The organism is Pseudomonas sp. HN2 (genome assembly GCF_020736465.1).
GTDB classification, from domain to species: domain Bacteria; phylum Pseudomonadota; class Gammaproteobacteria; order Pseudomonadales; family Pseudomonadaceae; genus Aquipseudomonas; species Aquipseudomonas moraviensis_A.
The window spans coordinates 2,101,694-2,125,172 of the sequence record NZ_CP085885.1 but is presented as its reverse complement, the minus strand read 5'-3'; the positions used below and the strand labels follow the sequence as shown (position 1 = coordinate 2,125,172).

Below are 23,479 nucleotides of genomic sequence, written 5' to 3'. Positions count from 1 at the left end.
CACTCAGATCAAGTGATTGCGCTTGGCAAATTCGCGCAGGAGCACCAGTGACCCCAGACAGAGTTTCGCCATCATGCGGGTTTTATAGGTGCTGACGGTCTTGTGGCTCAAGTGCATTTCCTGGGCAATGGCCTTGTTCGGCTTGCCCAGCGCCAATTGCACGAAAATACATAACTCTCGATCGGACAGTTGATCGATCATCTCCTTTTCAGTGCGTTGCACAGCGTTGTACAGACCGCTGGTATTAGGCAACGCGGAGAAATAGGTATGGCCGGACATCAGTGCCTTGATGGCTTCGTGCAGCAGGGTCAACTGATTGCTCTTGGTCACGTAGCCCATCGCCCCGGCACGCAAACAGCGCTCTTGATAATGCGTGGGCTCATGCATGCTGAACACCAGGACCCGGCAGCGCGCCGTCGGCGCCTTGATCTGGATGCGCGTCAGCACTTCCAGCCCGTCCATGGAGCCCAGCCCCAGATCGAGCACCACCAGTTGCGGATCATGCTCGCGGATCAACGGCACGACTTCATTGCCGTTGGACGCTTCATGAATCTGGGTGAAACCTTGAGCCTGCAGGACGATTCGGATAGCCGCGCGCACTACGGGGTGATCATCAACGATCAGCGCTGACTTCATTGGCACTCCTGCACAATCGTAAAAGACACCGCACCAGACCGTTTCGGAGTCGGTGGCTGCGCCGGCACTGTTACATGGATGGACAAGGGAATCACCTGTCAGGTCTGACAGTTGTGCAGTCTGGATTTTTATGCATTGGCATGGCGCAACAACCAGTGTGAGTCAGGTGCTTGCCGGCGTTCGCCGGCTGCTTCGACCCTTGCCATCACCTGCCCGACGAGCTGTGAATTGGGCAGTGGCGCCGGGCTGATCTGCACGTTTTCCTGAGCGAAGCCTGCCAGTGCCTGCAACGGTGCTGACTGTTCGTTGTAGATCAGAGCGTGGCGAACCTGTGGGTTATCGAGCAGAAAGCCCAGCAGGTCCAGGGAGCCTGCCGCCAGTTCTGCATTGATCACCAGTACATCGAACGGCTCGCAGCCGTAGTCGACCAGGGTCAACAATTCGCCGAGATTCTGCACCGGGGCCACGCGGTAGTAGCCGAGCTCATTGAACAGGCGCTCGATTTTCATTCGATGAAAATGCTGCGGGTCGGCGATCAGGATGCGCAACGCTTTGTTGCTCATGGTCATTCTCCCGGTGAGGTTTGGGGAGGGCAAGACTACGCAAGCGCCGAGGCTAGCTCTGTAGGACTTTTCCTAAAAATCCGGCCATTCATCCGGGCATCCCCGCACTGACGGACGCACCGGTACTCCTGTAGGAGTGAGCCTGCTCGCGATGGCGGTGTGTCAGTCAACTTCAATGTCACTGCAATACCGCTATCGCGAGCAGGCTCACTCCTACAGGGGGCAGCATTATTGCCAGCCGAACCGACGGATGTAGAAGCCCTTCACCGCCTGGGTCAGCGCCATGTACGCCAGCAGGATCAGCGGCAGAAACAGGAAATACAGCGGCGGCAGCGCCTGCAATTTGAAGTAGTGCGCCAGCGGTCCCATCGGCAGTAAAACTCCCACCGCCATGATGATCCCGGTCATGACCATCAACGGCATGGCTGCACGGCTTTGCAGGAACGCAATCTTCGGCGTGCGGATCATGTGCACGATCAGCGTCTGGGTCAGCAACCCGACCACGAACCAGCCGGACTGGAACAGCGTCTGGTGATCCGCGGTGTTGGCATCGAACACGTACCACATAAAAGCGAACGTGGTGATGTCGAAAATCGAACTGATCGGGCCGAAGAACAGCATGAAGCGCCCGACGTCCCCCGGTTGCCAGCGTTGCGGTTGTTTCAGCATCTGCTCATCGACGTTGTCGAACGGAATGGCGATCTGCGAAATGTCGTAGAGCAGATTCTGTACCAGCAGGTGCATCGGCAGCATCGGCAGGAACGGGATGAACGCACTGGCGACCAGCACCGAGAACACATTGCCGAAGTTGGAACTGGCGGTCATCTTGATGTACTTGAGCATGTTGGCGAAGGTGCGCCGCCCTTCGAGCACGCCCTCCTCCAGCACCATCAGGCTTTTTTCCAACAGAATGATGTCCGCCGCTTCCTTGGCGATGTCCACCGCGCTGTCGACGGAAATGCCGATATCGGCGGTGCGCAGCGCCGGCGCGTCGTTGATGCCATCACCCATGAACCCGACCACATGGCCGTTGCCCTTGAGCACACGGACGATGCGCTCCTTGTGCGACGGCGTGAGTCTGGCGAAGACATTGGTGCTCTCGACCGCCACGGCCAGTTCGGCATCGCTCATGCGCTCGAGGTCGTTGCCCAGCAGCAACCGCTGTTGGGCGAGGCCGACCTCGCGGCAGATCTTCGCCGTGACCAGTTCGTTGTCGCCGGTCAGCACCTTCACCGCTACGCCATGCTCGGCCAAGGCCTTGAGCGCCGGCGCGGTGCTGTCCTTCGGTGGATCGAGGAACGCCACGTAACCGATCAGGGTCAGTTCATTTTCATCAGCCAGGCTGTAAGTGTCGCGACCTTCGGACATCGAGCGGGCGGCCACGGCCACCACGCGCAAGCCTTCAGCGTTGAATGCTGCGGTGACCTGACGAATCCGGGTCAGCAATTCATCGCTCAAGGCTTCATTGACTTCGCCATGACGCACGCGGCTGCACACCGCCAGCACTTCCTCGACCGCGCCTTTGCAGATCAGCTGATGTGGCTGATCGCGGCCCTCCACGACGACCGACATACGCCGGCGATTGAAGTCGAACGGGATCTCGTCGACCTTGCGAAACGCCGTGCCGACTTTCAGTTCACGGTGGATTTCCACGTGTTCCAGCACCGCTACATCCAGCAGGTTTTTCAGGCCGGTCTGGTAGTAGCTGTTGAGGTAGGCCAGTTCCAGCACTTCGTCGCTGTCTTCGCCCCAGACGTCGACGTTGCGCGCGAGAAAGATCTTGTCCTGAGTCAGCGTGCCGGTCTTGTCGGTGCACAGCACGTCCATGGCGCCGAAATTCTGGATCGCATCAAGGCGTTTGACGATGACCTTTTTGCGCGACAGAAACACGGCGCCTTTGGCCAGGGTCGAGGTGACGATCATCGGCAGCATTTCCGGGGTCAGGCCGACGGCGATCGACAGCGCGAACAGCAGCGCTTCGGTCCAGTCGCCCTTGGTGAAACCGTTGATGAACAGCACCAGCGGCGCCATGACGAACATGAAGCGGATCAGCAGCCAGCTGACCTTGTTGACGCCCTGCTGGAACGAGGTCACCGCCCGGTCCGTCGCGCCGACCCGTTGTGCCAGCGCGCCGAAATAGGTGCTGTTGCCGGTGGTGAGAATCAGCGCAACAGCACTGCCGGAGACGACGTTGGTGCCCATGAACAGAAGGTTGTCCAGCTCCAGCGGATTGCGCGTGTCGCAATCCGCCTGATGAATGAATTTCTCCACCGGCATCGATTCGCCGGTCATCGCAGCCTGACTGACGAACAGGTCCTTGGCGCTGAGCACGCGGCAATCGGCGGGAATCATGTCGCCGGCCGACAGGACGATGAGATCGCCGGGCACCAGTTGCCTGATCGGCACTTCCCGGCGTGGGCCATCCCGGCGCAGTACCGTGGCGGTGTTGCTGACCATGGCTTTGAGCGCATCGGCGGCCTGATTGGATTTGCTCTCCTGCCAGAAGCGCAGCAGCGTCGACAGCACCACCATGGAGAAAATCACCACGGCCGCCTTGAGGTCTTCGGTCAGCCAGGAGATCACCGCGAGCAAGGTCAGCAGCAGGTTGAACGGGTTTTTGTAGCAGTACCACAGATGGGTCCACCACGGCAGCGGTTGCTCGTGTTCAACCTCATTGAGGCCATGTCGCGCGCGCAGTGCATCGGCCTCGACATCGATGAGCCCCTCGCCGTGGGTGCCCAGTGACGACAGCAACGCAGCGCTATCCTCATGGGCGGCAGCGACCAGCTTACTGGCGAGCGTCGGCGGCACTTCACGGCTGACCGTGGTGTCGTTGATCGAGTCCAGCAGCGCCAGACGACGAAAGTGTCGGGCGATATGGCGGCTGCGCAGAAAGCCTGCGAAAAATTCCTTGAGCTTCAGTTTCATGGCTGTGTCCCCTGTGGTCAGCCGGGAAACCGTCGAGCAGGTACCGCCACGCCCCGGCACCGGGACAAACCGGCACGGCAAGGCGTGGCGCGCCGGTCGGCAATGACAGGCGCGTCGATAGGCGGCGATGACGACTGAGGTCGTCAGCACGCTTGGTTCAGTGTCGATGAGAGGGACGTCGAGACATGGCCCAGGACTGGCCATGCACGGGATGCCGCTGCTCGCTGTTACGGCGAGACAACGGCAGGGAAAGACTGCGCGTTATCTTGCCGAGAATCTGCCGGTGTTCAAGACCGGCCGACAACTGTCACTCGAACAAGTACCCACTGTGGGTCTCCGCAATTGATGAAAACGCGCGCAGCTTACGCCCGCAGCGAAATGGCTGGAAGAGGTGTTGGCGGGGAATGTGGCGGGTGTTCAGGAAGGGTTCAGGATTCAGCTTTGCGGTGCTGGCAAAGGCTCCTTCGCGAGCAGGCTCACTCCTACATTTGTCCTGCGTACGCAGATCCTTGTAGGAGTGAGCCTGCTCGCGATAGCGGTGTGACAGGCGACGCAGAACTCAGCTGGCAGTCGCCAACAGCAACTCCGCCACCGAGCGACTATGCCCGCGCTGTTTGCCATGCTCATACAGCGAGCCGGCGATTTCGTCGGCGCGGATCGGCAGCACCGACAGCAGCGTATCGCTCAGGCCATGGCTGGCCTGGCAGAAGCCCTGCATATAAATGCCAGCCTTGCAGCGCTCGTCGGTGATCAATTTGTAATTGCGATCGACTTCGAATTCGCCGAGGTACTCCTCCAGCGGCGCGAGCAATTTGCGGTGCATCTGCCGCTCGTAACCGGTGGCGAGCACCACGGCGTCATAAATGCGCACCGTGAGCTCGCCTGTGGCGTTGTTGCGCACCGCCAGCTCGATGCCGTTTGCCGTGGCAGTGGCGCTCTCGACGGTGGTCAGGGTGCGGAAGGCATGGCGGGCAATCCCGGAAACCTTCTGCCGGTAGAAGATGCCGTAGATGCGTTCGATCAGGTCGATGTCGACCACCGAATAGTTGGTGTTGTGGTACTCGTTGACCAGCCGTTCGCGCTCGACGCTGTTCTGCTGGAACACCAGGTCGGTGAACTCCGGCGAAAACACTTCGTTGACGAACGGGCTGTCGTCCGCAGGCTTCAAGGCCGAGCCGCGCAGGATCATGTCGACCTGCACCGAAGGGAACGAATCATTGAGGTCAATGAAGGCTTCCGCCGCGCTCTGCCCGCCACCGATGATCGCGATGCTCATCGGTTGATTGTTCACACAGGGCTGGCGGGCCATTTGCGACAGGTATTGCGAATGGTGGAACACCCGGTGATCGCCCTTGAGCGCCTTGAATGCCTCCGGAATACGTGGTGTGCCGCCGGCGCTGACCACCACCGAACGCGTGGTGCGCACGAACTGCTGGCCGTCGCTGCCGCGGGAAATCACGCGCAAGGCTTCCACCTGCTGGTTATGCAGGACCGGTTCGATGAACTGCACTTCTTCACCGTAACGGCTCTGCTCGGTGAACTGCCCGGCGACCCAGCGCAGGTAGTCGTTGTACTCCATGCGGCATGGATAGAAGGTGCCGAGGTTGATGAAATCGACCAGCCGTCCGTGGTGCTTGAGGTAGTTGACGAAGGAATACGGGCTGGTGGGATTGCGCAGGGTCACCAGGTCCTTGAGGAAGGAAATCTGCAATTCGCTCTGCGTCGACAACGTATTGCCGTGCCAGCTGTAATTGGCCTGCTTGTCGAGGAACAGCACATCCAGTTCGCCCTGGGTCGCGCCGCGTTCCTGCAAGGCGATGGCCAGTGCCAGGTTCGAAGGGCCGAAACCGACGCCGATCAGGTCGTGAACGATGGGCGATGCATTTGCCTGTGTCATTTCCAGTGTCCTCTGGATGAACCCCTCAACGCGGGGAAAAAAGCCTGGGTGGCCTGACCGGCCTGAATCAGGTCAGCAGGTCGTCTGTTGAGTAGGAACGAGGACGATGAGAGGAAATTTAACCGGCGCGGATCACTGGCCATCCCATTGCTGGATGCGCAAGCGGCAATGCTTCATGGCGTTGACGATGTGTTTTTCCACCAGCGCCCGGGAGATGCCGAGGGTCTGGGCGATTTCCGGGTGGGACAGGCCTTCGATCTTGCGCAGCAGAAAACTGTCGCGACACAGCGGCGGCAATTCGGCCAGCGCGCGCTGGAGCATTTCCAGACGCTGACCATGATCGAGGGTGCCATGAGGCGAGGGAGTGAAATAGCGCTCTTCGTTATCCAGCACGTCCAGCGATTCAACCTGGCGCAGCGCGTTGCGGCGGTGATCGTCGATAACCAGGTTCAGCGCGGTGCGATAAAGGAAGGCCCGCGGTTGTTCGATCGGCACTTCGCTGGAGCGTTCCAGCACGCGTACATAGGCGTCATGCACCACATCCTCGGCGACCTGACGGTTGCCCAGTCTGGCGTTGAGGAAACACACCAGCTCACGATAGTAGTTTTCCAACATGACTCCCGACCGCATCGATGCCGTTTCTGTCCTTGAGCGCACTGATCCGGCCTGCGGATAACGCAGTAGCAAGATAGTGGCAACTTGAAGTGCGTAATTTATAGTAATTCTCATATAGATTTAAAGAGCTGATTCCATATACCGGACAAATAGTGGTAGTCCGGCGCGCGGCAACGCGATGTGTCCGCGGCTAAATTCCATGGCCCATGCCTCGTTTACAGGACAGCCCCTGTGTCTGTCGTGCCTTGCGACGGGCCGCAACCACTGGCCGGAACCCTGCATGAATCGTCCCCGCTCCGCCCGTCGCGCGCTGTTCGCCGCCCTCTGTCTGATTCCCGTGATCGCCGTTGCTGCCTGGCAGGTCTTGCCGCCCGGTCGCGACGCCGTTGCCACCGTGCAGGTCAGCCGGGGCGATATCGAAAACAGCGTGACGGCGTTGGGCACCCTGCAGCCGCGCCGCTACGTGGATGTCGGCGCGCAGGCCTCAGGGCAGATTCAGAAGATTCACGTCGAGGCCGGCGACACGGTCAAGGAAGGCCAACTGCTGGTGGAAATCGACCCCTCAACGCAGAAAGCCAAGCTCGATGCCGGACGCTTCTCCATCGAAAATCTCAAGGCGCAGCTGCAGGAGCAACGTGCCCAGCACGATCTGGCGCAGCAGAAATACCAGCGCCAGCAGAAACTGGCCGCCGGTGGCGCCACCCGCGAGGAAGACGTGCAGACCGCCCGCGCCGAGGTCCGAGCGACCCAGGCGCGCATCGACATGTTCCAGGCACAAATCCGTCAGGCCCAGGCCAGCCTGCGCAGCGACGAGGCGGAGCTCGGCTACACGCGCATCTACGCACCGATGAGCGGAACCGTGGTGGCCATTGGTGCGCGCGAAGGCCAGACCCTCAACGCCCAGCAACAGACCCCGCTGATCCTGCGCATCGCCAGGCTTTCACCGATGACGGTGTGGGCCGAGGTTTCAGAGGCCGACATCGGCCATGTCAAACCGGGCATGACCGCCTATTTCACTACTCTCAGCGGCGGCAACCGACGCTGGAGCAGCACCGTGCGGCAGATCCTGCCGGTGCCGCCGCGCCCGCTCGAACAGAATCAGGGCGGCAGTCCCACCAGTGGCCGCAGCGGCAGCGAACGCGTGGTTCTGTATACCGTGCTGCTCGACGTCGATAACGCCGATCACAGCCTGATGACCGACATGACCGCCCAGGTGTTCTTCGTCGCGCAACAGGCGCAGGACACCCTGACCGTGCCGAGCGCCGCCCTGCAACCGGGCTCGCGTCCACAGTGGCAACGGGCGCAGATCGTCGCCGCCAACGGTGATATTCAGGCGCGGGAAGTGCGCACCGGTATCAGCGATCGCCTGCGCACCCAAGTCCTGGAAGGTCTTGCCGAGGGCGAACATATTCTCAGCGCGCCGGCCAGCGGTCATGGGGGCTGAATGCACACGCCTCTGATCGACCTGCGACAGATCCGCAAAGCCTACGGCGGCGATGACAGCCCGCTGGTGGAAGTGCTGCGCGGGATCGATCTGTCGATCCACGCCGGCGAGTTCGTCGCCATTGTCGGCGCCTCCGGTTCGGGCAAGTCGACGCTGATGAACATCCTCGGTTGCCTTGACCGGCCTACCAGCGGCGAATATCGCTTCGCCGGGGAAAATGTCGCTCAGCTGGACAGCGATGAACTGGCCTGGCTGCGCCGCGAAGCATTCGGATTTGTCTTTCAGGGCTATCACCTGATCCCCTCCGGCTCGGCGCAGGAAAACGTCGAGATGCCGGCCATCTACGCCGGCACCCCGGCCGCCGAGCGGCATGCCCGCGCTTTTGCGCTACTGGAACGTCTTGGCCTCGGCAGTCGCACCGGCAACCGTCCGCATCAGCTTTCCGGCGGTCAGCAACAGCGGGTGTCGATTGCCCGTGCGCTGATGAACGGCGGCCACATCATCCTCGCCGACGAGCCGACCGGCGCTCTCGACAGCCACAGCGGCGCCGAGGTCATGACCCTGCTCGACGAACTCGCCGATCAGGGCCACGTCGTCATCCTCATCACCCACGACCGCGAAGTGGCGCAACGGGCCAAGCGCATCATCGAAATCCGCGACGGTCTGATCATCAGTGACAGCGCCGGGCATGCATCCACGCCCTCTTCGGCCAATCCCGGCGCGCTGCAAGCGGTCGACCTGCGCCAGCGCCTGAGCTGTGGCAGCAGCCAGACCGGCGCCTGGAAAGGTGAACTGGTCGACGCCGTGCAAGCCGCGTGGCGAGTGATGTGGATCAACCGTTTTCGCACGGCGCTGACACTGCTGGGCATCGTTATTGGTGTGGCCTCAGTGGTAGTGATGCTCGCCGTTGGCGAAGGCAGCAAGCGCCAGGTCATGGCGCAAATGGGTGCGTTCGGCTCCAACATCATTTACCTCAGCGGCTCGGCACCGAACCCGCGCACGCCCGAGGGCATCATCACCCTCGACGACGTCGCCGAACTGTCCGCCCTGCCCCAGGTGGAGCGGATCATGCCGGTCAACGGCTCGACCGCCGGCGTGCGGTTTGGCAATGCCGACCACAGCAGTTACGTCGGCGGCAATGACACCAATTTCCCGGTGATTTTCAATTGGCCGGTGATCCAGGGCAGCTATTTCACCCAGGCCGATGAAGACAGCGCCGCCGCTGTCGCGGTGATCGGCACCAAGGTCCGCGACAAGTTGCTCAAGGATGTCGCCAACCCGATCGGTCAATACATCCTCATCGAAAACGTGCCGTTCCAGATCCTCGGCGTGCTCGCGGAAAAAGGCGCCAGCTCTGGCGACTCGGATAGTGACAACCGCATCGCCGTGCCCTATTCGGCGGCGAGCATGCGCCTGTTCGGCAGTCGCAATCCGCAATACGTGGTGATCGCCGCCAAGGATGCGCGCAAGGTCAAGGACGCCGAACAGGCGATCGAGCAGGCGATGCTGCGGCGGCACCATGGCAAGAAGGATTTCGAGCTGACCAACAATGCCGCCATGATCCAGGCCGAGGCGCGCACGCAAGGCACGCTGTCGCTGATGCTGGGTGCGATTGCGGCGATTTCCCTGCTGGTCGGCGGCATCGGCGTGATGAACATCATGCTCATGACCGTGCGCGAACGTACGCGGGAGATCGGTATTCGCATGGCCACTGGCGCACGCCAGCGCGACATCCTGCGCCAGTTCCTCACTGAAGCGGTGATGCTCTCGGTGGTCGGCGGTATTGCCGGGATCGGCCTGGCGCTGCTGGTCGGCGGCGTGTTGTTGCTCAGCGGTGTGTCGGTTGCCTTTCAAGCGCTGGCGGTGATCGGCGCGTTTGCCTGTGCGCTGGTCATCGGTGTCATTTTCGGCTTCATGCCGGCCCGCAAAGCTGCCCGGCTCGACCCGGTCACGGCCCTTACCAGTGAATGATCGACCTATGAAAGTGCGACTGACGTTTCTCGCCGCCAGCCTGTTGCTGGCGGCCTGCAGCAGCCCGGCGCCGCGCCTCGACAGCGGCGTGCAGCCACCAAGCGCGTGGCAGTCCGCCGACAGCCACGGCGCGTTGCAAAGCAATCGGCAATGGTGGACGCAGTTCGGCAGCCCTGAACTGGAGCGGCTGGTGGAACAGGCGCGGCTGGGCAGCTACGACCTCGCCGCCGCGATGGCGCGGGTCCGACAGGCCCAGGCCAGCGCAACCATCGCCGGCGCGCCGCTGCTGCCGGAACTCAAGGCCGGATTGAATGCCAACCGGCAGAAACTGATCCACGGCAAGGGCTACAGCCAACTGGATGTCAGCCCGGAAAATCGTTCGCTGGATTATTACGATGCCGAGCTCAGCGCCAGTTACGAAATCGATTTCTGGGGCGGCAATCGTGCCGCGCGCGACAGTGCCGTGTTCGCTGTGCAGGCCAGCGAGTTCGACCGCGCCACCGTCGAACTGACCTTGCTCAGCGGCGTCGCCAACAGCTACACCCAGGCCCTCGCCTTGCGTGAGCAGGCGCGCATTGCCGAACTCAATCTGAAAAATGCGCAGAACGTGCTGCATCTGGTGCAGACCCGTTTCGACGCCGGCAGCGCCACCGCGCTGGAACTGGCCCAGCAGAAAAGTCTGGTGGCCGAACAACAACGTCGCCTGCCGCTGGTGCAGCAGCAGGCCCGCGAAGCACAGATCAGCCTCGCCGCCCTGCTCGGCCAGCCGGTGCAGGCGTTGCGGTTGCCCGAGCAATCCTTCGCCCAATTGCACTGGCCGGACATCGCCAGTGGCGTGCCGAGCGACTTGCTGAGCCGCCGCCCGGACATTGCCAGCGCTGAAGCCAGACTGGCAGCGGCGCAGGCTGATGTCACTGTTGCCCGCGCCGCGATGCTGCCGAAAATCACCCTGACGGCGAGCCTCGGCAGCGGCGCCGATCTGGCCGCCGACCTGCTGCGCACGACGTTCTACAACCTGTCGACAGGACTGACCGCGCCGATCTTCAACAACGGCCGCCTCAGCGCCGAACGCGACAAGGCCAAGGCCCGCCAGGACGAACTGCTGGAGTCCTATCGCGGGGCGATCATCAACGGTTTCGCCGACGTCGAAAAAGCCCTCAGCAGCATCCGCGGCCTCGACGCACAGCGGCAATGGCAAAGCGAAGAACTGACCCAGGCACAAACCGCCTTCGACATCGCCCAGAGCCGCTACCAGGCCGGCGCCGAAGACCTGCTCACCGTCCTGCAAACCCAGCGCACGCTGTATGCCGCGCAGGATCTGAACGTGCAACTGCGCCAGTCGCGGCTGCAGGCGAGCATTGCGCTGTACAAAGCGTTGGGGGGTGACTGGTAGGAGCTGACGAGTGCAACGAGGCTGCGATCTTTTGATCTTGATCCTTAAATGCAAGAGCAAAAGATCGCAGCCTTCGGCAGCTCCTACACGGATATCGTGTCCACCGTGTGCAAATCCAGGGCACGCTGAATGCGGTGCTTGCGCTGTACAACGCGCTGGGGGGGGGGCTGGGAAGAGATCTGAGAGCGACGCGGCGACTGGACTGACGCCTTCGCGAGCAGGCTCACTCCTACAAGGGATTGCGATCAATTCAGAGTATGTGTTGAACCGATCTAGAGCTGTCGGCCCTTGACCTTCAGATGCCGTGCATACCACGGTCGCCGGGGGACTTTGCGGAACAGTTCGGTCATGTTGTCTTCGTCGCCGAAGGTGATGCGCAGCGCCAGTTTCATGGTTTCCGGGTCCATCTCCACCGAGCGCCCGACTTGCAGGCCGGGCACGGTGCTGCAACCGTGGGTGTCGGGGCCGAGCCAGGGGTCGGCGACTTCCACCCAGCGCCCCGGTGCAAACCACGGCACGCCATTGACCTGCAGACGGGTCACCTCACCCGGATGAAAGCGCTCGTGGGCGCGGAACCAGTCTTCCAGGCGATCATCGATCCAGCCGTGGAAACGCCAGAACACCGGGTTCACATGGGAGGAAAACGGGTCGCCGAGAAAGTCGTTTTCCGGTGCATACCAGCGCGCGGCGAAATCCGCCTGATCGCGTGCCATCGGCACCGGAATGTCGTTGGACGGATCACGCGCCACCGAAGCCCAGCGCATGTGCAGCCAGTCGTGCAGGCCCAATTCGACTTCAGAACCGAACTGGCCGAGGGTCAATTTCGATAAATAACGTGGATCACGGTACTGCGATTCCCAGACCAGAAAATTGCTCTGGAAAGTCTCCGCCGCTTTGATGTCGCTGACCCATTTGGTGTATTCGTCATCGCCCTCGGCCAGCCAGGTCGGCGGCAGTGAGTTGCCGTCGTGATTGTCGAAATAGCGGGCGAAGCCCTGTCGGTCACGTTCCAGCTCTGGCTGCGGCTGCGGGAACGCTGGCCACGACGGCAAATCCTGCATCGACCGGGCGATGCCGAGCATGTGCCGATGCATGAAGAAAAAGTCCACGCCGGAGCCATTGCGATCCTTGCGTGGGCCACGGGCATCGCGCTCCTTGTCACGCGGCCCGGGCTGCCAGCCGATACCGCGTAGCGCTTCGCGTTTTTTCTCCGAGAGCTTGTGCCACTTGTCGCGGGTGGCGTGCCAGAGCTGATGGAACAACCGATGTTCGGGCGCCACCAGCCAGGCCAACAGTTGCGGACTGAGCCCGGTGCGTTCGCGGGCTTCGGGAAAGCGTCGCTTGATGGCGATGAACTGATTGTCCAGCTCGGGCAACGCCAACGGCCGATCCAGGCGCAAGACCTGCCCGGTGAACGTGGCGCTGCCGGCATTGCCGAATGCCGCCCAGACTTCATCCAGTTTGACTTTGAACTCATACACCGGTGGCGCTAACGGCGCATCGGTGCGCAGCAGGCGCCAATACATCTCGGCGCCGTTGCCCGGCGCCAGATCACCGATCACTTGATAACGCGCAGGCCCCTCGGCACGCAGATTGGTCCCGGTGTCGAGATAACCGCGCAGCCCACGGCCACGGTGAGCGATGTCGAGAAACAGCTCCAGGCCTTGCGCCGGCAAGCCATCGAGCCCGGCCGCCGCACCGGTAAAGCGAATGTCCCAGACCCCGCGCAGATTGTCCGCCAGTTGTTGCCCGGCGGTGTCCGCCAGATCGACCGTGGCCTCGCCCGGGGTGATCGGAAACTCCTCGCGAGTCAGTTCACGATGTGCATAAAAAGCGGCAGGCAGCGCGGCGCCCGTGAGTGCCATGCCCGCCATGAACCAGCGTCGAGAGATCGTCATTGCCCTACCTGTGTCAGCCATGAAGCAGGCTTTATCCAAGCTAGAACGTTTGCTCGACGGGGAAATTTACGCTGCCGGCAAAACATCGCGACGGCGGCGCCGGGCATTTGTAACGCCGCCTAAATTAGCCACCCGGCCACTCGTTCTTCCCAGATAGCAAAGGCCCCTGCGCCTGTACCTCGACGGCGAACCTGAATGAGATGGCAATGACAAAACCGCGTTGGAAAAAGGCTCTATTCATCGGCCTGCCACTGGCCCTGGCGATCAGCGCCGGCGCAGGATTTCTGGCCTGGGATTACTGGAACAACCCCGGCTACCCGGTGAAGGTGATGAAACAGGCGACCGAATTGCAGGATCGCCTGCTGTCGTTCGACAGCCACATCACCGTGCCGCTGAGTTTCGGCAGCCACGACCACGAAGCCGACAAGGATGGCTCGGGCCAGTTCGACCTGGTCAAGGCCAATCGCGGGCGCCTGTCCGGTGCGGCGCTGACGGTGTTCGGCTGGCCGGAAATGTGGAACGGCCCGAACGCCCCGCATCGCCCGACCGAGGGTTTTGTCGAAGAGGCGCGCAACCAGCAGGAAGTGCGCTACAAGATCATCTCCGGGATCGTTCGCGACTTCCCCAATCAGGCCGGCATCGCCTACACGCCGGATGATTTCCGCCGGCTGCACGGCGAGGGCAAGTTTGCGATTTTCATCAGCATGCTCAACGCCTACCCGCTGGGCAACGACCTGAGCAAGCTCGACCTGTGGGCCGGGCGCGGCATGCGCATGTTCGGTTTCAGTTACATCGGCAACAACAGCTGGGCCGACTCGTCGCGACCGCTGCCGTTTTTCAATGACTCGCCCGACGCCCTCGACGGGCTCTCTGAGATCGGCAAACAAGCGGTGCAACGTTTGAACGATCTGGGCGTGATCATCGACGTTTCGCAGATGTCGACCAAAGCCCTCGAGCAAGTCGCCGGACTCAGCCGCACTCCGCTGGTGGCTTCGCACTCGGCGCCCCGGGCGGCCGTAGACATTCCGCGCAACCTCAGCGACAAAGAGCTGCAACTGATCAAGAACAGTGGCGGCGTGGTGCAGGTCGTCGCCTTCTCGCAGTACCTGAAACCGCTGACCCAAGGCACCCAGGACAAACTCAATGCGTTGCGTGCGCGTTTCGATCTGCCGCCGCTGCCCAATCTGGCCATGGCGCTGATGCCCGGCGATCCGATCATCACTGCCTGGTCGGAACAGAAGCTCGGCCAGTACGCCAGCGGTCTTTACGCGATCCTCGAAGAAGAGCCGAAAGCCACCCTCAAGGACTTCGGCGACGCCATCGATTACACGGTGCGCAAGATCGGTATCGACCACGTCGGCATCGCTTCGGACTTCAACGACGGTGGCGGGATCAAAGGCTGGGAAAACGTCGGTGAAATTCGCAACGTCACCGCCGAACTGCTGCAGCGCGGCTACTCCGAAGCGGACATTGCCAAGCTCTGGGGCGGCAACTTCATGCGCGTCTGGGATCAGGTGCAGCAAGCCGCGAAACCGGCACTGGCGTCGCGCCAGGAGGTGGCCCGGCCATGACTGATCGCCGCACTTTTCTGAAACACGCCGGCCTGCTCGCCGCCGCCCTGCCCCTGGGCGCCAGCCTCACTGCGCCGGCGGCAATCGCTGCGCCGGCCGCTGCGCCGCGGGATAAATGGGCGCAGTTGCGTCAGTTGTTCGATCAGGATCCCCAGGCGATTCACTTCGCCAATTTCCTCGTCACCTCGCACCCCAAACCGGTGCGCGAAGCCATCGAACGCCATCGCGCGGCGCTGGATCTGAATCCGGGTCTGGCGATGGATTGGGATCTGGGCGTCACCGAGAAACGCGAAGAAAACGTGCGCCACTGGGCCGGCCAGTACCTGCAAGCCAAACCGGGGCAGATCGCCCTGACCGGCAGCACCACCGAAGGTCTGGCAATGATCTACGGCAGCGTGCAGGTGCGCGCGGATCAGGAAATTCTCACCACGGTTCACGAGCATTACTCGACGCGCAACATCCTCGATTTCCGTAGCCGTCGTGACGGCACCCAGGTGCGCAAACTCAAGCTGTTCGACACCCCGCAGAGCATTTCTCTGGATCAGGTGCTCGACACGATCAACCGCAATATCCGCCCCGAGACCCGCGTGCTGGGCATGACCTGGGTGCATTCAGGCAGCGGTGTGAAGCTGCCGATCAGCGAGATCTCACATCTGGTCGACGAGCACAACCGTCAGCGCGACGACAAGGACAGGCTGATCTATGTGGTCGATGGCGTGCACGGTTTCGGCGTCGACGACCTGAGTTTCCCGCAGATGAACTGCGACTTTTTCATCGCCGGCACCCACAAGTGGATGTTCGGCCCGCGTGGCACCGGCATCGTCTGCAGCCGCACCGAAGAACTGAAATACGTCAGCCCCAGCGTGCCGACCTTCTCCGAGGCCACAGCCTTCTCGACCATCATGACCCCGGGCGGCTATCACGCCTTCGAGCATCGCTGGGCGCTGGACGAAGCCTTCAAGTTGCACCTGCAACTGGGCAAGGCCGAGGTGCAGATGCGCATTCACCAGCTCAACAGCTACCTCAAGCAACGTCTGCAGGAGCACCGCAACATCGAACTGGTGACCCCGCTCGATCCGCAGTTTTCCGCCGGTTTCACCTTCTTCCGGATCAAGGACCAGGACAGCGATGCAGTGGCTGCCTGGCTGATGCAGAACCGGGTGATCTGCGACGCGGTCAGCCGCGACGTCGGGCCGGTGATTCGTACCGCGCCGGGCTTGCTCAACAGTGAGGCCGAGGTGGATCGCTTCATGAACATCCTCGGCAACAAGCTGCGCGCCTGATCCTCGACTGCCGTTTTCCTTTCAAAGAGACGACCCATGAAAAAGCCTCACGCGTCACTCCTCTCCAAAGCCCTGCCCGCACTGGCGCTGAGCGCGCTCTGCGGCGCACTGATGCCCGGCACTGCGCTGGCGGCGACCGCGCCCGCAGCGGGCAAAGTGTTCAAGGACTGCAAGGACTGCCCGGAAATGGTCGTGCTGCCGACCGGCAGCTACACCATGGGCACGCCGGACGATGAAGTCGGCCGTCAGCCCGATGAAGGCCCGTTGCACACGGTGACCTTCAGCAAACCGTTCGCCATCAGCCGCTCGCAGGTGCTGGTGGGCGAATGGGACGCCTATGTGCGCGAGACCGGCAACAAGCCCTACGACTTCGATGACCGCCCTGGCCGCCGCTGCACCGCCGGCAAGCCCGAATTCAAACAGACGCCCCGCGACCCGGCGGTGTGCATGAACGTCGCTGAGGCTCAGGGCTACATCGACTGGCTGTCGAAAAAGACCGGCCACGCCTATCGCCTGCAAAGCGAATCGATCCGCGAATATGCCGCCCGGGGCGGCAGCACCGGGCCCTTCCCGTTCCCGTTCGACGAGGGCAAGGATTACCAGATCGCCAAACACGCCAACACCTACGGCGCGGCCGACGGCTACAACTTCACCTCGCCGGCCGGCACCTTCCCGGCCAACGCGTTTGGTGTGTTCGACGCCCACGGCAACGTCTACGAATGGACCGCCGACTGCTACCACCCGGACTACTCCGGCGTGCCCGCCGACGGTCGCCCGTGGACCCAGGAAAACTGCGAGCGCCAGGTCATGCGCGGCAACGACTGGGGCGAGGCGCCGATCTTCTCCCGCTCCGGCAACCGCAACAGCAGCTGGCCGACCAGCAAGGGCGACTGGCTGGGCTTTCGCGTAGTGCGCGACCTCTGACACTGCCCTCGACGAGCGCAGCCCGTCTGCGCTCGTTTAAAGAAACTCCGCGACCATTCGTTTTCCTTAAGTACCGGCACTCCCTCCGCATCGAAGCAGGAATCCTCCATGACCAAGCCTACGCGTGGGGCGATCAACGAATTGTTCGCCCTGCTCAAGCCCTTCCGCCTGATCGTTTCGGCGTCCATCGTGCTCGGCATGCTCGGCGGCCTGAGCGTCACCGTGCTGCTGGCGACCATCAACAACGCCCTGCACTCCGATGACGGCCTGACCCGCACGGTAGTGATGATCTTCGCCGGACTCTGTGCCCTCGCCCTGCTGACGACGATCCTCTCGGACATCGGCACCAACTATGTCGGCCAGCACATCATCGCCAAACTGCGCAAAGAGCTCGGGGAGAAAGTCCTCTCGGCGCCGATCGACCAGATCGAACGCTACCGCAGCCATCGCCTGATTCCGGTGCTGACCCACGACGTCGACACCATCAGCGACTTCGCCTTCGCCTTCGCGCCGCTGGCGATCTCGATGACCGTGACCCTTGGCTGCCTCGGCTATCTGGCCATGCTGTCGTGGCCGATGTTCCTGATGATGCTGGTCGCTATCGCCATCGGCACCACCATTCAGGCGATTGCGCGGGCCAAGGGCATGCGCGGTTTCTATGCCGCCCGCGACTCCGAAGACGAACTGCAGAAGCACTACAACGCGATCGCCGAAGGCGCCAAGGAACTGCGCATCCACCGCCCGCGCCGCCAGCGCATGTTCGTCGCCGGCATTCAGAAAACCGCGGAAAAGATCTGCGACACCCAGATCAAATCGATCAACACGTTTGTCATCGCCAAGTCGTTTGGCTCGATGCTGTTCTTCGTGGTCATCGGCATGGCTCTGGCCCTGCAATCGCTGTGGCCGAGCGCCGACAAAGCGGTGATGAGCGGCTTTGTTCTGGTCCTGCTGTACATGAAGGGGCCGCTGGAACACCTGATCAGCACCCTGCCGATCATCAGCCGCGCGCAGATTGCCTTCCGCCGCATCGCCGAACTCAGCGAACAGTTCTCCTCGCCGGAGCCGCACCTGTTGCTGCTGGACCAGGGCAACAAGCCTGCCGCCGTCGAGAGCCTGGAACTGCGCAACGTACGCTACGCCTTCCCGGCCGTGGAAGGCAGCGAACCGTTTCGCCTTGGCCCGGTAAACCTGCGCATCGAACAGGGCGACATCGTGTTCATCGTCGGTGAGAACGGCTGCGGCAAAACCACACTGATCAAATTGCTGCTGGGCCTGTATGCGCCGACCGAGGGCGAAATCCGCGTCAACGACAAGCCGATCACCGCGGTCAACCGCGATGATTACCGCCAGAACTTCACGACGATTTTCGCCGACTACTACCTGTTCGATGACCTGATTCAGGGCGATCGTGAAGTGCCACAGGATGCCACCCGCTACCTCGAGCGCCTGGAGATCGCGCACAAAGTCAGCGTGCGCGATGGCGCCTTCAGCACTACCGACCTGTCCACCGGCCAACGCAAACGCCTGGCACTGGTCAATGCCTGGCTCGAAGAGCGCCCGGTGCTGGTGTTCGACGAATGGGCCGCGGATCAGGATCCGACGTTCCGGCGGATCTTCTATACCGAGCTGCTGCCCGACCTCAAGCGCTTGGGCAAAACCATCATTGTGATTTCCCACGACGACCGTTACTTCGACGTCGCTGATCAGCTCGTGCGCATGGAGGCCGGCAAGGTCAAAAGCGAACTGCAACCCGCCTGATCGAGGCAGCCGCGAACGAGCCGGAGAAAAAACTTTTCCGGTTTGCCGCGGCTTCCTCGTCTTAATGAGATGAATAAGAACCATTAACAACTATACCTGCCAAGGTCTTAACCTCATGTCCGCATCCCGTTTCATGCTTCGCCCTCTGACTCGAGCCCTGCTGATGCACGGCGCGACCCGCACTCGCCTGGCCGGTAGCGGCCTGGGTCTGGCACTGACCCTCGCGGCGGCGCCCTATGTCCAGGCGCAGGAATGGACCCTGAACATCCCTGCCCAACCGCTGGCCCAGGCCCTGCAGACCCTCGGTCAGCAAACCAGCCTGCAAATCGTCTACAGCCCGGAGAGCCTGCAAGGCCTGCGTTCCAGCGCCCTCAACGGCCGCTATCAGGACGACGAGTCACTCAAGGCGATGCTCAGCGGCACCGGTATCCGTTATCAGCGTGACGGCAACACCGTCACCGTGCTCGGCCCGGCCACCAGCGGCAGTGCGATGGAACTGGCCCCGACCAACGTCAACGCCAACCGCCTCGGCGCCACCACCGAGGGCAGCAACTCCTACACCACCGGCGGCGTAACCATCGGCAAGGGCGTGCATTCGCTCAAGGAAACACCGCAGTCGGTCACGGTGATGACCCGCAAGATGCTCGACGACCAGAACCTCAACACCATCGAACAGGTGATGGAGAAGACCCCGGGCATCACCGTTTACGACTCGCCCATGGGCGGCAAGTATTTCTACTCGCGCGGTTTCCGCATGACCGGCCAGTACCAGTACGACGGCGTGCCGCTGGACATCGGCAGCAGCTACGTGCAGGCGGACAGCTTCAACAGCGACATGGCCATCTATGACCGCGTGGAAATCCTTCGCGGCGCGGCCGGCATGATGAAGGGCGCGGGCGGCACCGCCGGCGGCGTCAACTTCGTGCGCAAGCGCGGCCAGGACACCCCGCACACGCAGCTGTCGCTGTCGGCGGGCACCTGGGACAACTACCGCGGCCAGGTCGACACCGGCGGCCCGCTGAACGACGCCGGCACCGTGCGTGGTCGCGCCGTCGTCACCCAGCAGACCCGGCAGTATTTCTACGATGTAGCTGAACGCCGCGACCAGATCTACTACGGTGCGCTGGACTTCGATCTCAGCCCCGACACCACCCTCGGTCTGGGCATGGCCTATGAAGACGTCGACGCCACCCCGTGCTGGGGCGGCCTGCCGCGCTACGCCGACGGCTCCGACTTGCACCTGAAACGCTCCACTTGCCTGAACACCTCGTGGAACAACCAGCGCAGCAAACGCGCCACCTACTTCGCCGACGTCAAACACCAGTTCAACGACGACTGGTCGCTGAAAGTCGCCGGTGTCTACTCGCGCAACACCCAGGACATGGAATATTCCTTCCCGAGCGGCACCGTGCCATTGGGCGCCACCGCCACCAATACGCTGATGCTCGGCAGTACCTATGACTACGACCAGCGCGATTACGGTTTCGATGCCTACGTCGACGGCAAATTCGACGCTTTCGGCCAGCAGCACGAACTGATCGTCGGCGCCAACGCCAGCCGTTCGCACAAGGATGACTTCTACGCGGTGGCGGCATTGCCACAGCGCCAGAACGTCTTCAACCCGAACCACAACATCCCGCAGCCGGATGAAAGCTACTACCTGGCCAACGCCTCCCGTGGCGGCCCGGTGGACATGCACATCAAGCAATACGGCGCTTACTCGATCGCCCGCCTGAAACTCGCCGACCCGATGACACTGGTGCTGGGCAGCCGGGTCAGTTGGTACAAATCCGACACTGACTCGGTGCAGTACTTCCGCGGCGAAGGCACCGACGTCAACACCAAGTCCACCGAAACCGGCCAGGTCACGCCGTTCGCCGGCCTGCTCTACGACCTCAACGACAACCTGACCGCCTACGCCAGCTACACCGACATCTTCACCCCGCAAGGCTCGTACAAGACCATCGATGGCAGCACGCTCAAGCCGCTGATTGGCCAGAGCTACGAACTGGGGATCAAGGGTGAGTGGTTCGACGGTCGTCTGAACACCACGTTCAACCTGTTCCGCACCATTCAGAAAGATGCGGCCCAGGATGACCTGCGCTGCGAAGACAGTTCGTGCCAGATCAACTCGGGCAAGGTCCGCGCCCAGGGCTTTGAAGCTGAAGTCAGCGGTGAAGTGATCGAGCGCCTGCAATTGCTGGCCGGTTATACCTACACCCAGACCAAGGTGCTGGAAGATGCCGATGCGACTCAGGATGGCGCGGTCTACAACTCTTACGTTCCGCGTCATCTGTTGCGTGTGTGGGGTGATTACGCCCTGAGCGGGCCGCTGGATCGGGTGACGATTGGTGCGGGTGTCAATGCGCAGACGGGCACCTACCGGGTTTCGCCTCTGGGCGGGGACAATGTCGATGGCGCGGGTTATGCGGTCTGGAACGGTCGCATTGGTTATCGGATTGATGACACCTGGTCGGTGGCGTTGAACGGCAACAACCTGTTTGACAAGCGTTATTACGCGACCATCGGGACCGAGGGGTTCGGTAACTTCTACGGCGAACCGCGGAATTTTGTGATGTCAGTGAAGGCTGATTTCTGATTGGTCTTAGTTGTGTGGAAGCCCCGCTTTGGCGGGGCTTTTTGTTTTTGGGGTTGGGGGCATATCCGTTGCTGCGGGTGCTGCCGCTGGCGGTTTCGCTCTTACAGCGACTCACTTTTCCAAACGCCGAAAAGTAAGCAAAAGGCTTTGCCCCGGCGTACGGCCCGCTCGCTGGGGCTCGGGGTACCTTCGTTACGGGATCGATCCGGGCGCAGCGGCTCCGGTTGGCTTCGCTGCACCTACACTCGCTGTGTACGACTGCGTCGTACGGTCGCTGCGCTCCCACGCCCGGATCGATCCCGTAACGAAGCCTGCCGAAGGGGCAAAAGATCAAAAGCCAGAGCAAAAGCAGAAGCAGAAGCAAAAGCCAGATCAAAAGCCCCTCACCCTAGCCCTCTCCCAGAGGGAGAGGGGACTAAAACGGGTTGTTTGGCTGGGCTATGCCGACCTGAAATACCGAGGCGAACTCAGATCCTGAATCAGATCAAAAGCCCCTCACCCTAACCCTCTCCCGGAGGGAGAGGGGACTGACCGAGGTGTTTGGGCAAGGTACGCCGACTTGCGATACCGAGTCGAATGCAGATTCTGAAAAGCCCGCAAATCGGCTCCCTCTCCCTCGGGAGAGGGCTGGGGTGAGGGGCGAATCCAATACAAGACTCAAGCCAAGCGCACGCTTTTCACCACTCAATAGGCCGAGTGTCAGCTCGCCTGCTTTTGATCTTGATCCCCGGGCGACTTCGGAAGGCTGAGTGGAGGGACTGATCCGGGCGTGGGAGCGCAGCGACCGTCTGGCGCAGCCAGACACAGCGGAAGGAGGTGCAGCGAAGCAAACCGGAGCCGCTGCGCCCGGATCGATCCCGCAGCGAAGGAACCCGAGCCTGCGAGGGCCGAACGCAGGAGCAAGCCTTTTTGGTTACTTTTTCGGCGTTTGGAAAAAGTGACCCGCCGTAAGGGCGGAACCGTAATCAGCAACCCCCGCAGCAACGGATATGCACACTAAACCAGAACCCGCGCAAGCGCCCCACCAACCCGCGCATAAACCTCCAGAACCCCAGGCACCACCGACCCCAACCGCAACAAATCATGGGTCAACCCACCACAAACCTCGACCTCAACCTCAACCCCCTGCCCACGCAGCCTGTCGACATAAGCCTGCCCCTCATCCAGCAACGGATCAAACCCGGCCAATACCACAATGGCCGGCGCAACCCCGCGCAAATCCTCCGCCAGCAACGGCGAAAAACGCCAATCCAGATAATCCTCCGGCCCACGCGCATAGTGCTGATAAAACCAGTCCAGCGTGTCGTTCTCCAGCAAATACCCCTCGCCAAACAACAGCCGCGAATCATGCACTCGCGAAGCGTCGGTCACCGGATAACACAACAACTGCGCCTTGGGTGCGATGGCCACCGTGTGCGGCTGCCGCACCGCCTGAATCGCCAGCACCGTCGCCAGCGTGGCGCCCGCGCTGTCGCCGCCAAAGGCTACCCGCGAACAATCCAGGCCGAGGCTCGCAGCCTGTTCGGCCAGCCACGCCAACGCGTCCTCGCCATCCTCCAGCGCCGTCGGAAAGCGATGCTCCGGCGCCAGCCGATAACCGACCGAGAGCACCGCATACGGCGTGCGCTGGCAAAACTCACGGCAGACACCGTCGTGGGAATCCAGACTGCCGACCACAAACCCGCCACCGTGGAAATACACCAGCACCGGCAGCGGTGAAGCAACACCGTTGGGCCGATACAACCGCAAGGCCAGCGCCGCGCCGTCCCGGGTCAGTGTTGCAATCTCGCTGACTTCAAGGTCTTGCGGCGCCGGCCAGCGCAACTGCGCGGTGGTCTGTTCGAATGTGCCGCGGGCCTCGCCCGGGGTCAGTTGGTGCATGGCCGGCAGGCCGGCGTCCTGGCTGTCTTGAGCCAGGTCGAGAAACGCTTCCAGATCAGGGTGCAACGACATCGATAAGATCCTTTATCCGCAAAAAAACCGGGCGCGCCTCGGCAGC

Annotated in this window: 15 protein-coding genes; 8 read left to right on the top strand and 7 right to left on the bottom strand. The window is 62.0% G+C overall.

Going from position 1 to position 23,479, the window contains the following annotated elements; genetic code table 11:
• Window positions 1-3 precede the first annotated feature (3 nt).
• The 5 genes from LIS66_RS09340 to LIS66_RS09320 form a co-directional block, all read right to left on the bottom strand.
• Window positions 4-636 carry a response regulator transcription factor gene (locus tag LIS66_RS09340; protein WP_042609408.1) on the bottom strand — a complete coding sequence of 211 codons (633 nt, stop codon included), beginning with the start codon at window positions 634-636 and terminating at the stop codon, window positions 4-6.
• Between the two features lie 128 nt (window positions 637-764).
• Entirely contained in the window at window positions 765-1,199 is a 435-nt protein-coding gene (locus LIS66_RS09335) for a hypothetical protein (RefSeq protein WP_042609407.1), read from the bottom strand.
• Between the two features lie 228 nt (window positions 1,200-1,427).
• Window positions 1,428-4,127: a magnesium-translocating P-type ATPase gene (gene mgtA, locus LIS66_RS09330; RefSeq protein WP_227974066.1), complete on the bottom strand. Its 2,700-nt coding sequence runs from the start codon at window positions 4,125-4,127 to the stop codon at window positions 1,428-1,430.
• A 559-nt stretch (window positions 4,128-4,686) separates the two neighbouring features.
• Window positions 4,687-6,024, bottom strand: a complete 1,338-nt coding sequence (locus LIS66_RS09325; RefSeq protein WP_064363905.1) for a lysine N(6)-hydroxylase/L-ornithine N(5)-oxygenase family protein — start codon at window positions 6,022-6,024, stop codon at window positions 4,687-4,689.
• Between the two features lie 132 nt (window positions 6,025-6,156).
• Entirely contained in the window at window positions 6,157-6,639 is a 483-nt protein-coding gene (locus LIS66_RS09320; protein WP_041478511.1) for a sigma-70 family RNA polymerase sigma factor, read from the bottom strand.
• Window positions 6,640-6,919: 280 nt separating this feature from the next.
• Here LIS66_RS09320 and LIS66_RS09315 point away from each other — a divergent pair, with 280 nt between their 5' ends.
• From LIS66_RS09315 to LIS66_RS09305, 3 genes are read left to right on the top strand one after another with little or no spacing between them, the layout of a single operon-like run.
• Window positions 6,920-8,083: an efflux RND transporter periplasmic adaptor subunit gene (locus tag LIS66_RS09315; RefSeq protein ID WP_227974065.1), complete on the top strand. Its 1,164-nt coding sequence runs from the start codon at window positions 6,920-6,922 to the stop codon at window positions 8,081-8,083.
• A complete protein-coding gene (locus LIS66_RS09310; protein WP_227974064.1) occupies window positions 8,084-10,054 on the top strand; it encodes a MacB family efflux pump subunit in 1,971 nt (656 codons plus the stop codon).
• A gap of 7 nt (window positions 10,055-10,061) precedes the next feature.
• Window positions 10,062-11,447: an efflux transporter outer membrane subunit gene (locus LIS66_RS09305; RefSeq protein WP_227974063.1), complete on the top strand. Its 1,386-nt coding sequence runs from the start codon at window positions 10,062-10,064 to the stop codon at window positions 11,445-11,447.
• A gap of 272 nt (window positions 11,448-11,719) precedes the next feature.
• On the opposite strand, the gene LIS66_RS09300 is transcribed toward LIS66_RS09305, so the two are convergent.
• The gene (locus LIS66_RS09300) at window positions 11,720-13,345 is read right to left on the bottom strand and encodes a PvdJ/PvdD/PvdP-like protein (RefSeq protein ID WP_123418655.1); all 1,626 of its coding nucleotides are present in this window, start codon (window positions 13,343-13,345) and stop codon (window positions 11,720-11,722) included.
• Window positions 13,346-13,551: 206 nt separating this feature from the next.
• On the opposite strand from LIS66_RS09300, the gene pvdM reads away from it, so the two are divergent.
• The 5 genes from pvdM to LIS66_RS09275 all read left to right on the top strand — a co-directional run bounded on the left by pvdM (window position 13,552) and on the right by LIS66_RS09275 (window position 21,480).
• Window positions 13,552-14,916 carry a pyoverdine-tailoring dipeptidase-like protein PvdM gene (gene pvdM, locus LIS66_RS09295; protein ID WP_227974062.1) on the top strand — a complete coding sequence of 455 codons (1,365 nt, stop codon included), beginning with the start codon at window positions 13,552-13,554 and terminating at the stop codon, window positions 14,914-14,916.
• Entirely contained in the window at window positions 14,913-16,199 is a 1,287-nt protein-coding gene (locus tag LIS66_RS09290; protein WP_227974061.1) for an aminotransferase class V-fold PLP-dependent enzyme, read from the top strand. Before pvdM ends, LIS66_RS09290 begins: the two co-directional genes overlap by 4 nt.
• Before the next feature lie 36 nt (window positions 16,200-16,235).
• Entirely contained in the window at window positions 16,236-17,123 is an 888-nt protein-coding gene (locus LIS66_RS09285; protein WP_227974060.1) for a formylglycine-generating enzyme family protein, read from the top strand.
• 108 nt (window positions 17,124-17,231) lie between these two features.
• The gene (locus LIS66_RS09280; protein WP_227974059.1) at window positions 17,232-18,881 is read left to right on the top strand and encodes a cyclic peptide export ABC transporter; all 1,650 of its coding nucleotides are present in this window, start codon (window positions 17,232-17,234) and stop codon (window positions 18,879-18,881) included.
• Window positions 18,882-18,996: 115 nt separating this feature from the next.
• On the top strand, window positions 18,997-21,480 hold the full coding sequence (locus LIS66_RS09275) for a TonB-dependent siderophore receptor (protein WP_173867339.1): 2,484 nt from the start codon (window positions 18,997-18,999) through the stop codon (window positions 21,478-21,480).
• A 996-nt stretch (window positions 21,481-22,476) separates the two neighbouring features.
• Here LIS66_RS09275 and LIS66_RS09270 read toward each other — a convergent pair.
• Window positions 22,477-23,433 carry an alpha/beta hydrolase gene (locus tag LIS66_RS09270; RefSeq protein ID WP_227974058.1) on the bottom strand — a complete coding sequence of 319 codons (957 nt, stop codon included), beginning with the start codon at window positions 23,431-23,433 and terminating at the stop codon, window positions 22,477-22,479.
• Window positions 23,434-23,479: the final 46 nt, after the last annotated feature.

What these genes read in the sequence shown, in the direction of transcription:
- LIS66_RS09310 (WP_227974064.1), top strand. Translation starts at nt 8,084, where the DNA reads ATGCACACGCCTCTGATCGACCTGCGACAGATCCGCAAAGCCTACGGC.
- LIS66_RS09290 (WP_227974061.1), top strand. Translation starts at nt 14,913, where the DNA reads ATGACTGATCGCCGCACTTTTCTGAAACACGCCGGCCTGCTCGCCGCC.
- LIS66_RS09320 (WP_041478511.1), bottom strand. Translation starts at nt 6,639, where the DNA reads ATGTTGGAAAACTACTATCGTGAGCTGGTGTGTTTCCTCAACGCCAGA.
- LIS66_RS09300 (WP_123418655.1), bottom strand. Translation starts at nt 13,345, where the DNA reads ATGACGATCTCTCGACGCTGGTTCATGGCGGGCATGGCACTCACGGGC.
- mgtA (WP_227974066.1), bottom strand. Translation starts at nt 4,127, where the DNA reads ATGAAACTGAAGCTCAAGGAATTTTTCGCAGGCTTTCTGCGCAGCCGC.
- LIS66_RS09340 (WP_042609408.1), bottom strand. Translation starts at nt 636, where the DNA reads ATGAAGTCAGCGCTGATCGTTGATGATCACCCCGTAGTGCGCGCGGCT.
- LIS66_RS09335 (WP_042609407.1), bottom strand. Translation starts at nt 1,199, where the DNA reads ATGAGCAACAAAGCGTTGCGCATCCTGATCGCCGACCCGCAGCATTTT.
- LIS66_RS09275 (WP_173867339.1), top strand. Translation starts at nt 18,997, where the DNA reads ATGTCCGCATCCCGTTTCATGCTTCGCCCTCTGACTCGAGCCCTGCTG.
- LIS66_RS09325 (WP_064363905.1), bottom strand. Translation starts at nt 6,024, where the DNA reads ATGACACAGGCAAATGCATCGCCCATCGTTCACGACCTGATCGGCGTC.
- LIS66_RS09285 (WP_227974060.1), top strand. Translation starts at nt 16,236, where the DNA reads ATGAAAAAGCCTCACGCGTCACTCCTCTCCAAAGCCCTGCCCGCACTG.
- LIS66_RS09280 (WP_227974059.1), top strand. Translation starts at nt 17,232, where the DNA reads ATGACCAAGCCTACGCGTGGGGCGATCAACGAATTGTTCGCCCTGCTC.
- LIS66_RS09270 (WP_227974058.1), bottom strand. Translation starts at nt 23,433, where the DNA reads ATGTCGTTGCACCCTGATCTGGAAGCGTTTCTCGACCTGGCTCAAGAC.
- LIS66_RS09315 (WP_227974065.1), top strand. Translation starts at nt 6,920, where the DNA reads ATGAATCGTCCCCGCTCCGCCCGTCGCGCGCTGTTCGCCGCCCTCTGT.
- LIS66_RS09305 (WP_227974063.1), top strand. Translation starts at nt 10,062, where the DNA reads ATGAAAGTGCGACTGACGTTTCTCGCCGCCAGCCTGTTGCTGGCGGCC.
- pvdM (WP_227974062.1), top strand. Translation starts at nt 13,552, where the DNA reads ATGACAAAACCGCGTTGGAAAAAGGCTCTATTCATCGGCCTGCCACTG.